Source organism: Rhizobium sp. BK529, from assembly GCF_014194105.1.
Taxonomy (GTDB): Bacteria; Pseudomonadota; Alphaproteobacteria; order Rhizobiales; family Rhizobiaceae; genus Rhizobium.
On record NZ_JACIAU010000004.1, the window covers coordinates 284326 to 299731 of the forward strand.

The 15406-nt window shown below is 59.7% G+C and carries 10 protein-coding genes; 3 read left to right on the plus strand and 7 right to left on the minus strand.

The window, feature by feature from the left end; genetic code table 11:
• Positions 1-49: 49 nt before the first annotated feature.
• The 4 genes from FHX08_RS24195 to FHX08_RS24210 form a co-directional block, all read right to left on the minus strand.
• The gene (locus FHX08_RS24195) at positions 50-1075 is read right to left on the minus strand and encodes an iron ABC transporter substrate-binding protein (RefSeq protein ID WP_132655892.1); all 1026 of its coding nucleotides are present in this window, start codon (positions 1073-1075) and stop codon (positions 50-52) included.
• A gap of 202 nt (positions 1076-1277) precedes the next feature.
• Entirely contained in the window at positions 1278-2816 is a 1539-nt protein-coding gene (locus FHX08_RS24200) for an aldehyde dehydrogenase family protein (RefSeq protein ID WP_132655894.1), read from the minus strand.
• A gap of 25 nt (positions 2817-2841) precedes the next feature.
• Positions 2842-4125, minus strand: a complete 1284-nt coding sequence (locus FHX08_RS24205) for an NAD(P)/FAD-dependent oxidoreductase (RefSeq protein WP_132655896.1) — start codon at positions 4123-4125, stop codon at positions 2842-2844.
• Between the two features lie 69 nt (positions 4126-4194).
• Positions 4195-5619 carry a VOC family protein gene (locus FHX08_RS24210; protein WP_184327710.1) on the minus strand — a complete coding sequence of 475 codons (1425 nt, stop codon included), beginning with the start codon at positions 5617-5619 and terminating at the stop codon, positions 4195-4197.
• Between the two features lie 84 nt (positions 5620-5703).
• Here FHX08_RS24210 and FHX08_RS24215 point away from each other — a divergent pair, with 84 nt between their 5' ends.
• From FHX08_RS24215 to FHX08_RS24225, 3 genes are all read left to right on the plus strand, one after another.
• A complete protein-coding gene (locus FHX08_RS24215; protein WP_132655900.1) occupies positions 5704-6612 on the plus strand; it encodes a LysR substrate-binding domain-containing protein in 909 nt (302 codons plus the stop codon).
• A 70-nt stretch (positions 6613-6682) separates the two neighbouring features.
• Positions 6683-6919: an Lrp/AsnC ligand binding domain-containing protein gene (locus FHX08_RS24220; RefSeq protein WP_007825394.1), complete on the plus strand. Its 237-nt coding sequence runs from the start codon at positions 6683-6685 to the stop codon at positions 6917-6919.
• A 103-nt stretch (positions 6920-7022) separates the two neighbouring features.
• Positions 7023-8189 (plus strand): glycosyltransferase family 4 protein, encoded by a 1167-nt coding sequence (locus FHX08_RS24225; protein WP_132655902.1) that lies wholly within the window; start codon positions 7023-7025, stop codon positions 8187-8189.
• Between the two features lie 117 nt (positions 8190-8306).
• On the opposite strand, the gene FHX08_RS24230 is transcribed toward FHX08_RS24225, so the two are convergent.
• From FHX08_RS24230 to FHX08_RS24240, 3 genes are all read right to left on the minus strand, one after another.
• Entirely contained in the window at positions 8307-11618 is a 3312-nt protein-coding gene (locus FHX08_RS24230) for an oligosaccharide flippase family protein (RefSeq protein WP_132655904.1), read from the minus strand.
• Positions 11619-11705: 87 nt separating this feature from the next.
• Positions 11706-12884, minus strand: a complete 1179-nt coding sequence (locus FHX08_RS24235) for a glycosyltransferase family 4 protein (RefSeq protein WP_184327744.1) — start codon at positions 12882-12884, stop codon at positions 11706-11708.
• 46 nt (positions 12885-12930) lie between these two features.
• On the minus strand, positions 12931-15405 hold the full coding sequence (locus tag FHX08_RS24240) for a glycoside hydrolase family 2 protein (RefSeq protein WP_132655906.1): 2475 nt from the start codon (positions 15403-15405) through the stop codon (positions 12931-12933).
• Between the last annotated feature and the right edge of the window lies 1 nt (position 15406).

Here is a 15406-nt window from a genome sequence, read left to right on the forward strand (position 1 = left end):
TTTACGCTCGCCGTTATCGCAAACCGCGACACAGTTTTGCGCGACAGGCTTAGATGAGGCCGGCTGCCGTCATCAGTTCCACAACCTTCTTGCTGTCGAGGGTCGAAGCTTCAACCTTCGGCGCATTGAGATCGGCCAGCGGAGTGAGCTTGTCGTTGGAGGCAGCGTCCTTGCCGATGGCATATTCATAGGAATCGCCGTTCTTGAGAACGGCCTGGCCGGTCTTGCTGGTGATGTACTTCAGGAAAGCCTGGGCTTCCTTCATGTGCTGCGTGGATTTCAGAATACCGCCGCCCGAAACAGAAACGAAAGCGCCCGGATCCTGGTTCTTGAAATAATGCAGGCCGACATTCTTGCTGTTCTCGCCGGTCTTCGCCTGATCGCCGAACCAGTAATAGTGATAGATGATCGCGCCTTCGACTTCGCCGGCATTGACGGCCTTCATGGCGACGCTATTGCCCTTGTAGGGGGTGGCATTGTTCTTAAGGCCCTTCAGCCAGGCCTTGGTGGCCTCTTCGCCTTTCAATTGCAGGAGGGCGGCAACGATGGCCTGGAAGTCGGCGCCGGCAGGAGCCGCACCCCAGCGGCCCTTCCAGGCCGGATCTGCAAGGTCGAGCATCGACTTCGGCAGCTTGTCTTCCGTCAGCTTCGTCTTGTCATAGGCAAAAACTGTCGTCCGGGCGGCGATGCCGGTCCACATACCGTCGGCGGGGCGATACTGTTCCGGAACTTGGTCCAGCGTATCCTTCTCGATCGGCGCGAACAGGCCGGCACCGTCGACCAGCGTCATAGCCGGCGAATTTTCGGTGAGGAAGACGTCGGCAGGCGAAGCATCACCTTCCTGGATGATCTGATTGGCGAACTGCATGTCGCTGCCCTGACGCATGGTGACCTTGATGCCGGTCTCCTTGGTAAAGGCGTCGATCCATTCGCGGCCGAGGCTTTCGTGCTGGGCATTGTAGACGACGATACCTTCGGACGCCTGCGCATTGGCGCTGCTTGCCAGCGCGGTGGCGGCGAGAAACGAGGCGGCAACCGCGAGCGCGCCGGAAAGACGGTTAAGAGCAATTTTCAAGATGGCCTCCATGATGATGTCACCCAAGCCCCAAGGGCGATGGCAGGCGTATATTTTTGTTGACTGAATATTTCAAGTTTCGCGATCAAAAATAAGTTCACAATATCTTGACTCAATCTTTCATCTTCGGAGGAATAAATTCAAATCTCATAAAAAAAGCGACGCTGGTAAGGCGTCGCCTATTAGATTCCAATGCGTTAGCCTATTCGACGTCGAACTTGACGCCCTGCGCCAACGGCAGGGTCTTTCCATAATTGACAGTATTGGTAGAGCGCCGCATGTAAGCCTTCCAGGCGTCCGAACCCGATTCACGACCGCCGCCCGTTTCCTTCTCGCCGCCGAAGGCACCGCCGATTTCAGCACCGGACGGGCCGATATTGACGTTGGCGATGCCGCAATCGGAACCGCGCGAGGACAAGAAGGTTTCGGCTTCGCGCATATTGTTGGTGAAGATCGAGGACGACAGACCCTGCGGCACGGCATTATGCAGCTCCAGAACGGCGTCGAAATCGCTATACTTGATGACATAGAGGATCGGCGCGAAGGTTTCATGCTCGACCGGACCGGTCTGCTCAGGCATTTCGACGAGTGCCGGGCGCACGTAGAAGGCTTCCGCCGAACCGCTGTCGACGCGCTCACCGCCGACGACAGCGCCGCCGGCAGCCTTTGCCTGCCCGAGCGCCGACTGCATCTTGTCAAAGGCTTGGCCATCGATTAGCGGACCGACCAGCGTGCCGATCTCCAGCGGGTTGCCGATCGTCACCGAGCCATAGGCTTTCTTCAGCCGCGGCACGAGTTGGTCATAGACGCTCTCATGCACGAAGAGACGGCGCAGTGTCGTGCAGCGCTGGCCGGCCGTACCCATGGCCGCGAAAGCAACCCCGCGAAGTGTCAGGTCGAGATCGGCCGTTGGGCAAACGATCGCAGCATTGTTGCCGCCGAGTTCTAGGATCGCACGGGCAAAACGCTGCGATAGGCGCGGACCGACGGCACGGCCCATGGCCGTGGAGCCGGTTGCCGAAACGAGCGGGATCTTCGGATGATCGACCAGCACTTCGCCGATCTCGCGGCCGCCGATCAAAAGCGTCGAGAGATTTGCCGGTGCCTGGCCGCCTTCGGCCACGAACCGCTTCAGCGCTTTTTCGAACAGCGCCTGCACGGCGAGCGCCGTCAGCGGTGTCTTTTCCGAGGGCTTCCAGACTGTGGAATTGCCGCAGACGATGGCAAGAGCCGCATTCCAGGACCAGACGGCAACAGGGAAGTTGAAGGCCGAGATGATGCCGACAGCGCCGAGCGGATGCCAGCTTTCCATCATGCGATGTTCGGCACGTTCGGTCGCGATCGTCAGGCCGTAGAGCTGACGGGAGAGACCGACGGCGAAATCGCAGATATCGATCATCTCCTGCACTTCACCGAGGCCTTCGGAGGTGATCTTGCCGACTTCGATCGAGACAAGCCGGCCAAGCGCCGCCTTGGAGGCGCGAAGCTCTTCGCCGAGCAGGCGGATCAATTCGCCGCGCTTCGGCGCCGGAACGGCCCGCCATTCGAGGAAAGCTTTATGGGCCGCGTCGATCGCGGCCTTGGCATCCCCAACGGAATGCTCTTTCAGCTTGCCGATTTCTTTGCCTGTGATCGGCGAGGTGACGGAAAGCGTACCGCCGGTATAGCTTTTGGCATCTACGCCGAGATCGGCGAGCAGTTTGGCGGTTTCGGTAGCGAGATCGAGGACGGCGATGGTCATTGTCGTGGTTCCAGTCTTGTTGTTCTCAGAAACGGGCATCGGCAAAATGGGCCACCTGAGCGCCGGCTTCGTACCATAGTTCCTTGAGCGCGCGGAAGCTCGGCTCGCGAGGATCGGTCAGCGGCAGAGGCAGTTCTGCCTCAGTCATGCGGCCGAGGATGTGCTCCGCCAATGTGCGGCCAAACACTGTACCGGGCGCAATTCCGCGGCCATTATAGCCGGAAAAGCCGATGACATTGGGAGCGAATTTGTGGAAGCGCGGCAGCGCATTATCGGTCATGCCGATCTGGCCATACCACTCGCATTCGAATTCGACGTCACCGATCTCAGGGAAAAGCCGTTTCAGCGACCGTTTGGCCCACGCCTTGTGGACGGAGAGGCCGGTATTGCGCAGTGCCCCGACGCTGCCGAAAACGAGGCGACCGGCCTGATCCATCCGGAAGGACGAAAGGATTTCCTTCGTATCCCAGACACCCTCGCGATTGGGCAGGATCGATTGGCGGAGATTATGGCCGAGCGGCACGGTGGCAAAATTGAAATAGGGCAGAAAAACCTGCTCGTTGCGCACCTGTTCCCAGGGGCCGATACTGTAGGCGTCAGTTGCGACAATGATCCAGCTCGCGGTCACCTGCCCGCGCGCGGTTTTCACCACCCAGCGGCTACCCTGCCGTTCCGTCGCGATAACCGGGCTCGCCGTGTAGAGCTCGACGCCCGCCTTCTGCGCGGCGTGAGCAAGCCCACGCGCATAGGCAAGCGGCTGCAGTGTGCCGGCGCGCATATCGAGCAGTGATCCGGCATAGGCATTCGTTCCGATGCGTTTCGCGGTCTCGTCTGCGTCAAGCAGCATGACGGGCGCCCCGCGCGCCGACCATTGCTTGTAGCGATCCTCGACTTCCTTCAAGCCATCGGCACCAACGGCACAATGCAGCGTACCCTGCTTTTCGAGTTCGCAGGCGATGCCGTGCTTCTCGATCAGCTCCATCACCAGTCGCGGCGCATTGCCCAGCAGATCGAGCAGCCGCTCGCCGTAGACAGGGCCGAGCACGCCAGGCAGGTCATCGGGCATGACCCACATGCCGGCATTGATCAGCCCGACATTGCGGCCCGCCCCACCAAAGCCGATCTCCTTCGCTTCCAGCAGCACAACGCGCGATCCCGCCTCTGCCAGATGAAGGCTGGAGGAAAGGCCTGTATAGCCACCGCCAACGATGACCACATCGGCCTCTATAGCGCCGGCCAGCGCAGACGTGACGGGCGGCTGAGGAGCAGTCTTTTCCCATAAGCCGTGGGAGCGAGGATCATCGAGCATCGGATAGTCCAGTCAGGATCGAAATCGGTACTCTAGCGCCGCCTCCGCGCTCGCGGAAGCGGTCAAATATCAGGCGACCGTCTTCAACTTGAGGCCGGAGAGGCCGAGTTCTTCCATAGCCATGTCGAGTGAGGCAGCCTGCCGATCGGCATAAAGCACGAGTTCGTCCTGCACATCAGCGCCGAGCGCTTTCTCGAATGCCGCTCGGTTCGAGCGCGTCGCATAATTCTGCTGCTGGTCCGTGCCGAGGTTCGACTGGAAGATACCTGCCGCGCTCACGGGGAGGAAATCCTCATAGATGACAGGATCAAAGCGAAGATAGCCCTTGGCGATCAGAGCGTCCGGATCGGAAGGAAGCTGCCCTCTTGCTGCGATGCCGGCAGGAGTCGCCGAATAGTGGAAGAAAGCGAGTCCGTCGCGCCGCATCTCGTCCCAGCTGTCCGGAAGCGCCCTGAAGCGCTCGGCGAGTTCGGCATCGTAATCGCCGGCCTTGGCGCCGGATGCTCCGACCTGCACTTCACCGCGCACCGACGCAAGCAGCTGATCATAGAGCGCCCGGCCCTTTGCCGTCAGCGCGACACCACGCTGCTCGATCTCGCCGAATCGGGCTGTATGTGTGCCTGACGTGATCCCGGCAACATCAGCAAAGGCAATGGGTTCTTCAAGGGCCTTGAAACTCGTCTGTCTCAGCAGGATATCGCAATTGCGCCGTGGCGGGCCTTCGATGACGGCCTTGGGCGTGATGCCGCGTTCCGGCATGCGGCGCTGCACTTCATCGATATCAAGCGTGCGCGGCGTCAGATGGTTGATATGCGGCCCCTTGAAACTGACGACATCGGCAATGAGCCGATGGGCATCATGCAGGCGCTTGTAGGTCTCGGCACTGACGGTCGCCTCGCCATGCCAGCGGAAGGTTTCCAACGCCTCGGCGACGAATTCCGCCGCTTCCGCTTCCGTCAGTCCACCCGCCTTCTCATGCTGCTCGATAAGTTCGATGGCGTGCGGCGAGTAGATCTGCCGCTTGGCAAGGATATCAGCGGCTTCGGCGCGCAACCCCTCGTCCTCGATCAATTCGAGCCGCAGGAGCGAGGTGAAGACGCGGAACGGATTGACGTTCAACGCCGCTTCATCCACCGGCCGAAAGCAGGTGGAGTGCACGGGAACGCCGGCGACGGAGAGATCATAGTAACCGACGGGCTGCATGCCCATGACGGCAAAGAGCCGGCGGATCGTGAAGAGTTCCTCGGTCGTTCCGAGACGGATCGCACCGTGGCGCTCGACATCAATGCGTTCAAGTTCGCCTGCACGCCGAAGCCGCTCGCTGAGTTCCTGGTCTCTTGCGAGCACTTCGGCGTTGACCTCACCCACAAGCTCGATCAGCGTGCCGTATTGCGGCACCTCCGTCCGGTACATTTGCGACATGGCTTCGGTGAAAAGCGAACGGATACGGTCCGTGGAGACGAAAGCGCCGGGCATGAAGAACTCCGCGTTCATTCCGATTTTGCAGGATGAACTTCTTTACAAGGGCCTTCAAGCGATGAATATCGACGTTTCGGAAACAGCTCATTCTGAAATGGAATGATTATGCTTGCACCAAGGCGCTTTCTGCCCTCGACTGCTCACCTGGCCGCCTTCGAGGCAGTCGCTCGCACAGGCAGCGTAACCTCCGCCGCCCGCGAACTTGACCTCACGCAAAGCGCCGTGAGCCGCCAGATCAAGGCGCTTGAGGAACAGCTCGGCGTCGAGCTCTTCCGTCGCGAACGCCAGACTGTACGTCTTACCCTCGCCGGCGACGCCTACGCCCGCGAAATCCGCGAGGCGCTGCGGCGCATATCCAGCGCCTCCCTGAACCTGCGTGCCAATCCGCACGGAGGTACGTTGAACCTCGCGATCCTGCCGACTTTCGGCACACGCTGGCTGGCGCCGCGGCTTGGCCGTTTCCTCTCAAACAACCCGGGTGTCACGATCAATCTCGTCACCCGACTATCCTCCTTCGATTTCCGCCTCGATTCGATTGATGCCGCCATCCATTTCGGCCATCCGCACTGGCCGGGCGCCGAACTCGCCTTCCTGATGTCGGAGCGCACTCTGCCTGCCTGCAGTCCGGATTTCTTCAAGCGCAATGAGATCACCCGGCCGGAAGATCTGCTGACGGTGCCGCTCCTGCATCTGACAACCCGCCCAGACGCGTGGGAGCGCTGGTTTTCCGATAACGGTGTCGTCTTCGAAAGCGTGCATGGCATGCTGTTCGACCAGTTTGCCACCGCGGCGCAGGCGGCAATCGCAGGCCTCGGCGTCGCCCTGCTTCCGACCTTCCTGATGCAGGAGGAGTTGAAGCGTGGTGATCTTGTCGCGGCCGTCGATCGCGAGATGGAGAGCCGCGAGCGCTATTATCTCGCCTTTCCGCCGGAACGTGCCGACTATGCCCCGCTTGCCGCCTTCCGCGACTGGATCATCTCCGAAGCGGGGTCGGCTTCTGAAACATAAGGAAGGCTTGCATCGCAGCAGCGGTTTCGAGCATTATGCGCGCCATCAGAATTCGATGCAGGAAATTCCCATGAAGCCGATCTTCGTCCAGCTCCAATGCGCCCCCGGCAAAACCTATGAAGTCGCCGACGCCATCTACAAGACCGAACTGGTCTCGGAGCTCTACTCGACGTCAGGCAATTACGATCTGCTGCTCAAGGTCTATATCGAGGAAGGCCAGGATATCGGCAAATTCATCAACGACAACATCGCCAATATCCCCGGCATCGTCCGTTCGCTGACGACCTTGACCTTCAAGGCGTTCTGAAGCGATTAACCCTCTTGCTAATAAAGGCTGCAGCGGCGCGCCTTCATAAACCACCCCTTAAGTACGGACATGGCTGATAATACCCACAAAAAACAGGTGGGAAATGTCCGTCTCCACAATAGAGACCTTTGAGAACAAGGCGCAACCGCAAGCCGCACCCATTATCGTGCACGTCGTCCGGCAGTTCCTGCCGAACCGCGGCGGGCTGGAGGATGTGGTCGCCAATCTGGCTCGCCAGACGTTGAAACGAGGATATCGGGTTCGCGTTGTCACGCTCGATTCGCTCTTCACAGCTCCACAAAACAAGCTTCCAGCACACGAAACCATCGACAGTATCGAGGTCGTCCGGATCCCCTGGTCCGGCACCAGCCGCTATCCGGTCGCGCCACAGGTCTTTCGCCATATCGGCGATGCCGACCTCATCCACGTCCATGCCATCGACTTTTTCTACGATGCGCTCGCCTGGGGCAGCTTCCTGCACCGCAAGCCCATGGTGGTCACGACGCATGGCGGCTTCTTCCACACCAAGAAATTCCTGATCATCAAGAAGATCTGGTTCAGTACGCTGACACGGCTGTCGGCAATGGCTTATCGACAGGTCGTATGCTGCAGCGCTTCCGATCTCAGCCAGTTTATACGGATCGCTCCGGACGGCATCACCATCGAAAACGGCGCCGATATCGGCAAATTTGCCGATATCGCTTCGCGCACGCCTAAGCGGCGTATCGTCACGATCGGCCGTTTTTCGGTAAACAAGCGGCTCGATCACCTGCTGGATGCCGGGGTCGCACTAAACAGACGCAATCCGGAATGGCACCTCGACATTATCGGTGCCGAGTCTGATCTCAATGGAGCCGATCTCCGGCGGGAGATCGCTGCAAGAGCGCTGGAGAAATCAGTCACACTCACGATCTCGCCGGATAACCAGACGATCCGCGATATCATCGCCAAGGCATCTCTCTTCGCTTCCGCTTCGGAATATGAGGGCTTCGGCCTCGTCGCGCTGGAAGCAATGAGTGCCGGCCTGCAGCCGGTCCTGAATTCCAACGAAGCCTATCGTTCGCTGGCTGCACGGCATAAGGCGATCATCCTCACCGACTTCACAAAGCCGGAAGCCGCCGCGGATGCGATCGAAGAAGCCTTCCGAAAAACCGCCACTGAGGGAGCCGCGCTGCGCAAGAACCTCATGGAGGCCGCCGACGCCTATTCCTGGGATACCGTCGCAGAGCGCTATATCGACCTCTACCGGTCCATCGGCATCAGCGCTTAAAGCATTTCCGTTCTTCCTCGAACAACGGAAATGCTCCATCCATTTGTTTTTACACCACTCCAGCCGTAGAGACACTATACGCTTTGGCTGGAGTTGCTCTGGAAGATCAGGAAGTTCTCAAGCCTTCGCCAGCCGGACGATTTCGTCCAGCACCAGCTTGCGCGATTCCGGCGGTGTCAGATTGTGATCGGCATCCTGCAGCATCACCAACCGCACGTTCGGGTGCCGTGCAAACTTGTGCCCGCGCGGACCAAAGTGGAAATACATGTGGTCGAGACCGACATCGCCTTCGCTATAGATCAGCGTCAGCGGCACTTTCCGCTTGCCGAGCGCGGCGAAAGAGCGGCGCACCTGCCGCGCAATATGGCGGCGACCTGGGAGGAGTTCGACGAGCGGCGCGATGCGCGGCGAAAGCCGGCGGCCGACCGCGATGAAGATGTTCTGCAGCGCCGCGAAGACGTCGACCTCGCCGCGGAACAGCCGCTTGACCGTGTCGAGCCGCATCATCCGCTGACCATAATCATCGACGCTGCGCGGAACGGAGACGACATGCTCGCGCCGCACCGGCTTCTCCGGATCCCAGTAGTAGACGAAAGGATTGATGGAAACGATCGCCTTTAGCCGCTCATCCTCGATACCTGCGCGCAGCGCCACATAACCGCCGCTGCAGCGCCCCGCGACCATGATCGGACCGGCGGCGAATTCTTCCAGGAGATCGAGCGAGGCAAGCGCATCTTCGGTCTGCGTCGCGGAATAGAGAACCTGCTCCGGTGCATCCGGCCGCGGAACGCTGTCACCGACATTGGCGGAATCGAAACGCAGCGAAACAACGCCCTGACGCGCCAACTCGCGCGCCATGTCAACAGTCGTACGACCCCAACCGGCATGCCGATCATAGGCGGTCGACATGAAGAGAACGGCATTCCCCTTGATCTCACCCTGCGGCCGGCTAATGACGCCGATGAGATGCTGGAAGGCGCCGAAGCGAACCGGGATTTCCTCGAATCCGTCACCCACGAGCAGCTGATTTTCGATCGATTGCGGTGAGTGATCGGCAGATGCTGCAAGTGTCGTCGTTTCGACGAGCCATTCGGTCAGTAGCTTCACGACCGCCATCGGCGTCCTGGCGAAAAGCGGATTGGTGACCAGCTCGTCATAACCTTCGAAAACACGCTGCTCGACATTGCCGCCGAGTGCCTTCAATTCGTCAGCAAAGGCCGTATCGTCGACGCGAACCGGCCGTTCGAGAATGAGGTAGTTTGGCGCCGCCAGGTCCTGTGGCGAACTGATCTTGAGTTTGCCGATCTCTGCAGCGATCTCATCCGGCAGGGTCAGGCCGGCAATCTGCACCTGCGCATTTGGCACATGCTCCTCGCCGAGGCCCAAATCGGCATGGATGATCCGCGACCACATATTGATCTCGCGAAGATGCGCCCTGCCACTCAAGACCGGTGCGAGCAAGACGACACTGTCGACGCCCTCGATCGTGTGGCCGGTCAGATGAGCAAGCGTGCCGCCGAGACCCTGGCCGATGAGGATGATTTGCGAGCAACCGCTGAGAGCCTTCAGCTTTGCAGCTGCCGCGCGAATGGAGTTCTTCCAGATTTCCAGGCTCGGTGCCCGGTCTCCGAAATCCAGGGCGTCGCCCGTGCCGGTATAGTCAAAACGCAGGCTCGGGACGCCAATGTCGGAAAAATGCTCCGCCGCGACACGATAGAATTTTCGCGTGCACATTTCCTCAAAGCCCCAGGGGCTGACGAAGAGAACTGCAGCCGAGCGTTTCGCGACATCAGGCTTTTCCGGCATGAAGAGGCCGATCGCATCGTCGAAGGCGAGAGGAAGAGCAGCAGCACGGCCGGCGCCTTCTGCCGGCTCACGCGAGAATTCCTCGTTCTCAAGCTTTTTCACGTCTCCTTCGGGCGCAGGCGCGGCGATGAAATTGACCGCGCGTCTTGCGGAACCCTGCAGCAGGGAAGGCATCTTATCAAGGATCGAACGCAGCACCTGAATATCCTCCGCCGGAACGGCTCGAAAGACCTTCAGCGCTGCAAAATAGGTGAATGTGCCTGCGATAATTGCGAGGACAAGGCCAATCGGCCCGTGAATAAGGTCGAGCACGACAATCGCGCCGCAAGCGCAGAACACTGCGGCAACAGTAATCTTTGTAAGGCTGAGATAAAGGCCCGAAAGTTGAGCTCCGAATCCGGTTTGTCTGACCATCATTACCGACATCGCAACAAATACGGCTATGCGCACAAGCGCGGCACCTTCGGCGGCCAGACTAGGTACGATGAGTAAACAACCCACTACCATGAGGAGGCCACCTATCACACTGATTTTCAACCTTACATTGGCTTTCTCGATGGAAAGCAGGTATAGGCTGAGAACCTGCATGAAGGTGTAGGCCGGGGCGACGAGTGCAAGCAGGGCAACGACCCCGCCGCTTCGGTCGAAGGCCTCGCCAAAGACCACATGCACCAATTCGCTGGAGATCGCAGCCAGCCCGAGGCTCATGGGCAACACGATATAGGCCATGCTGCGGATAACAGCGGTGAAGGCTTCAACCGGAAATTTCGAGTCGGCGCTGGTATGCCGCCGCTCCGAATAATAGGGCAGCAGGCTGCCGCTCATCTGGATCGGGAGCTGCAGCGCGATATTGGCGATCGACAGGCCCGCCGCATAAAAGCCGACCATTTCCACCGACCAGAACTGCTGCAGGAACAACAGTTCGATACGGTTGAGAAAGATCGAATCGATGATGAACTGCATCGACAGGATCACGGAAGAAGAGGCCAGGTATTTGAGCGAGACGCCGCAGCGATCACGCCGAGCAAAAAGAATTGGCAAGGTTGCAACGAAAAGTACGAGCTGTCCGAGCGCATAGCCGACAAGCACACCTTCCACCCCGTAGAAGACGGCGCCGATCGCCACGCCCGCAAGCTGGAAGATCGACACAATCAACGTCAACCGAAAGAATGTGTCGAGCCGCTTTTCGCCGATGAGGTAGAATTTGACGAAGGAGCCGATCGCCTGAATGAAAAAGAGAATGCCAGTCACGAGCGCCACCGATGGCGCGGTGTCCGCCCAGTGCATCTCCTCCGAAGTCAGGAAGAACATTGCGTAGAGCCCGAGCAGCACCAGCGTGGAACAGACCATGAAGGTGACAAGGATCGAGGCAAATCCCCTGCGCCGTTCGAGGTTGTAGCCCTGTGCCGAAAGCTGCGGCAGCGTCTTCAAAAGGGTGATACTGGAGCCAAGTTCGGCAATCGAGGCGCCGGTGACGACGAGCCATAACGAGAAGGCAACGATACCGTTGGCCTCTGGCCCGAGCAGGCGTGCGGTTATGATCGAGGACACGAACCCCGTCACCAGAAGCAGCATGCCCGCCGCTGCATTCATCACTGAATTTGCAATTATGCCCTTCGACATCCGTCCATCCGCCAGAAGCCGCGCCGCGGCCGAGAACAAGCCATCTCTAAAGTGAAACCGTTAAAATAAGGGGCTGGCACTCTCGGCTCAGCTCGCCTGCATCGCGGAGAGGCGCAAAAGCGCCTTGTCATAGCTGTGCTCTGCGAGATGGCGCAGCAGATAGTCACGAGCCCCTTCCGCTTTCCGCTTTGCGGCCTCGCGATCGGAATAGATGCCCTTAAGAAGCGCTGCGGCTGCCACGGGCGAAGGATCGGCCCAGACGGCATCCTTGAGATCGGCAAATTCTGGATGGTCATCGACCACGGGGATGAGCAAGGGCTCGACCAGCCAGGTATTGTCAGGGTCGCAGAAATCAGCCGTGCCCGACCATGCGGTGGAGACAACAGGCGTGCGATGCATGATCGCTTCCGCGACTGTCAGGCCGAACCCTTCCGAACGGTGCAGCGAAAGATAGACGTTGGACTCTTTGATAATGCCGTTGATCTCAGAGCTCGCCAGATTGTCGGTAATGACCCTGATATTCCGATCGCCTTCGACGGATTGCATGAGCCTGCGAAGCGCTTCATCGCGAGCCGGGCTGCCGCTCGCCTTCATCAGCAGGAAGGCATCGGGGCATTCGGCACTGAACTGCCTGAAGGCTTCGATAGCCGCCTGCGGATTCTTGCGGTTGATCGACGAGCCGCCGCTGAAGATGAAAGACACTAGGAAGGCTTCCTCGGCAATCCCGAATTTCTGCCGGATACCCTCGGCCGCCGGCCGCTCGGACACCGGATGCGGCACGACGATGACGGGAGCCGAGGTAAGCGGCGCGATCGCCCGCCGAGTGAATTCCGAGGGTACGAGGATGGCGTTCATATAGTGCATGGCATTGCGCCATTCGGCGGGCACCACTTCGAGCTCCCAAGCCCAGTAGCCGATATTGAAGGCGCGGGCAAAATTGCCGAGACCCATCTTCAGGATCGCGCGCGGCAGCATCGGCGGATTGAGGTGCCATATCCGGCTTCCCGGCTGACCGTCGGAAGCGAGCGCCGGCGCCCATTCCACTAGCTTGCCCTCGTCAGGATGCGTGCTGACATCGGCAAGCATGATCTGCCGGCCTGCCTTGGAAAGTGCAACGGCACAAAGCCGAGCGGATTCTCCTACACCCGCCACCATCGATAGATAGCCGACGACTTCGACCGGCCTGCCAGGATTGAAGGCATACCGTGATTTGACGATGAGACGCTGCAGCAGATGCCCGCGCACACTCCGATAGACGCCTCGCAACGCTTCTTCTGCCTGCACTCGTATCGTCATCGCCGCTCTCTAGTCCTCATAACGAGAAGCGCCGCGAGCTGCCGACGCTTCTGATTACGCCCGTGGGCAACGCATCGGCGTCCGTGCTCGAAGCCGCGATCAACTTCACCCGCTTGGCGGGACCTGGCGCCAGATGGAACCAGTCCTCTTCTGCGCGATAGCCTTCGACATCGATATGCACAGACTGGGCGAGCTTGTCGGACACAAGCGTCATGAACCAATCGTCGCCCTCGCGAATGAAAGATGCCTCGATCGTCGCATCGTGGAAGGCCTTCGCCCGCCCGCGCGGAAAGTGGAAAGCCTGCGCCAGCAATGCACCATCCATGGCCGATCGCAGCCATGCGACGCTCACGTCATGCGACGGCGCGCCGAAACGGAACGCATAAGTCGCATCGAAGAAGCCACCAAAGAGATCGGTGCAAGCAATGCGCTCCACACTCCTCGGTCCGAGATTGAAAGCCTTGCTGCCGCTTGCCACCTGCTGGCGCCCATCGCGCAGGCAGGCGACGTCGAGTTCCAGTGCAATGACCTTGTCCGTTTCGTTGATGATATGGACATAGAGACCGTTCGTGCCTTCATCGGTAAAGACTGCCTGAACCGGCCGGAAGGCGCGTCGCATCGCGTGCCAAACCGGCTTTGGTTCACCGGTAGAATCGATGACACCCCAACCGGCACCCGGCAAAAGATCTTGCAGGGTCCAGACGAGCGCGCCGTTGCAGGAGGATCCCTTGCGACGCCACTCGGCAAATGTCTCTTCTAGAACCTCGCCGGTCACGGCACGCGAGAGGTCGAGATAACGTTCGGGGTCTTCGCGGCGGAGCTTGGCCGGATCGAGATCGTAAAGAAGCCCTAGATAGAAGTCTCTGACGTCCTCGAAATCCCAGGAAGCGCCGCGATCGCGCGGCACGCGCTCTTTCCAGAGCGGATTGTGAACTGACGGGACGTCGAGATGCCGCTGCAATGTCCGCTGCTGCGGCACATGCGCAAAGGCGAGGCTCTCAGCCGCAAAGCGCAATTCGGCACGACGCGCATCATCAAGAGGCCGCATATAGGCGCCGACGCCGTAGTAATGTGTAACACCGGCATTGGGTGAAAAAGGCATGGCGCCGCCATAGGGGGAGTTCGGCACATAGGGCACATCGGGACGCATGCGCTGGCAGATCGCCGGGATGATCTCGTCCGTGATGGGCCCGCTCCAGAAATCTGCCGGCAGGCCGAACATCGCCGCCTGCTGGTGAATTTCGCTACCGCCGCAGAGCACGGTTAGCGAAGGCGAAAGTTGCACGCCATGCAGGAACTCTTCGATCTCAGCATGTACATGGCCGACAAAGGCCTTGTCGTTCTTCGGATAATCGAAATTCGCGAACATAAAGTCCTGCCAGACCATCAGTCCCAGTTCATCGCAAAGTTCGAAGAATTCGGGTGTCTCATAAGCCATGGTCCCGCCGATGCGGATCATGTTCATGCCGGCCTCGGCAGCCAATCGCAGAAAAGGCTCATAATCCGCCCGCTCGCCCGGCAGGCGCACGATATCGGCCGTCGTCCAGACGGCCCCGCGGCAGAAGATCCGCTCACCGTTGACGACAAGTGCGAAATCATTGCCATCAGCGCCGTGGTCGGCCTCGATCCGCCGGAAACCGGTCTTGCCGATAGAGTGCTCTTCGCCATCGAGAATCAACGTCACGTCATACAGATGCGGCGTACCATGCGTATGCGGCCACCACGCCTCGATATCCGGCAGTTTGAGAATTGCCGAATAATGTCGCTCGCCGATCTTCTCAAATCCCTGTTCGACGCCAGCGCAACGCAGCGCCATGACCGGCTCTTCGCCATCAGTATGGAGTGAGACACTGAGCCGTCCCGCGCCGTTTTCATCCAGCGCGGCGCGGACCGAGACATTGTCGATCGAGGCCACACCTCGCCGCACCAGCGAGATCGAACGCCATGGCCCAATTGCATGAATTTCCGGGCACCAGCCGGGCATATGTCCGAGCAGAGTCGCGCGGACATTCTTGAGGCCCTGTGGCGTGATCATCTGCGGTCGCCAGCGGGCACGTGGTCCCGGTTCGGTAAGGTGCGGCCCGAGCGCCCGGAAACAGAGCGCCAATTCGTCGCCGCCCGTCAAGGTCACCGGAATCTCATGCGCGGTGAACATGCTCTCGGAAAACAGGATTTCCTGGCCGTTCAGGAAGACATGGCAGATCGTCGCCAGCCCCCGAAAGCGTAGGATCGCCTCACCCGGCTCCACATCAAAGAGGCGGGTCAGATACCAGGCGTCCTTGGTGTTCAGGGCCTGTGGATTTTCCCGGTCGAAAAGATCAGCTCGTTCGAGCGCGCCAGCAACCGTGCCCGGAACGGGCGCCGGAATGAACTGCGCAGAAAGATGGATATCGTGCGGTGTCGCGCAGGCGTCAGGCTCCGTCAGAACCAGATTCCAGCCTTCGGAAAGCAGGCTTTCCTCAGCCCCGATACTTGCCAACCGCCCCCGCATG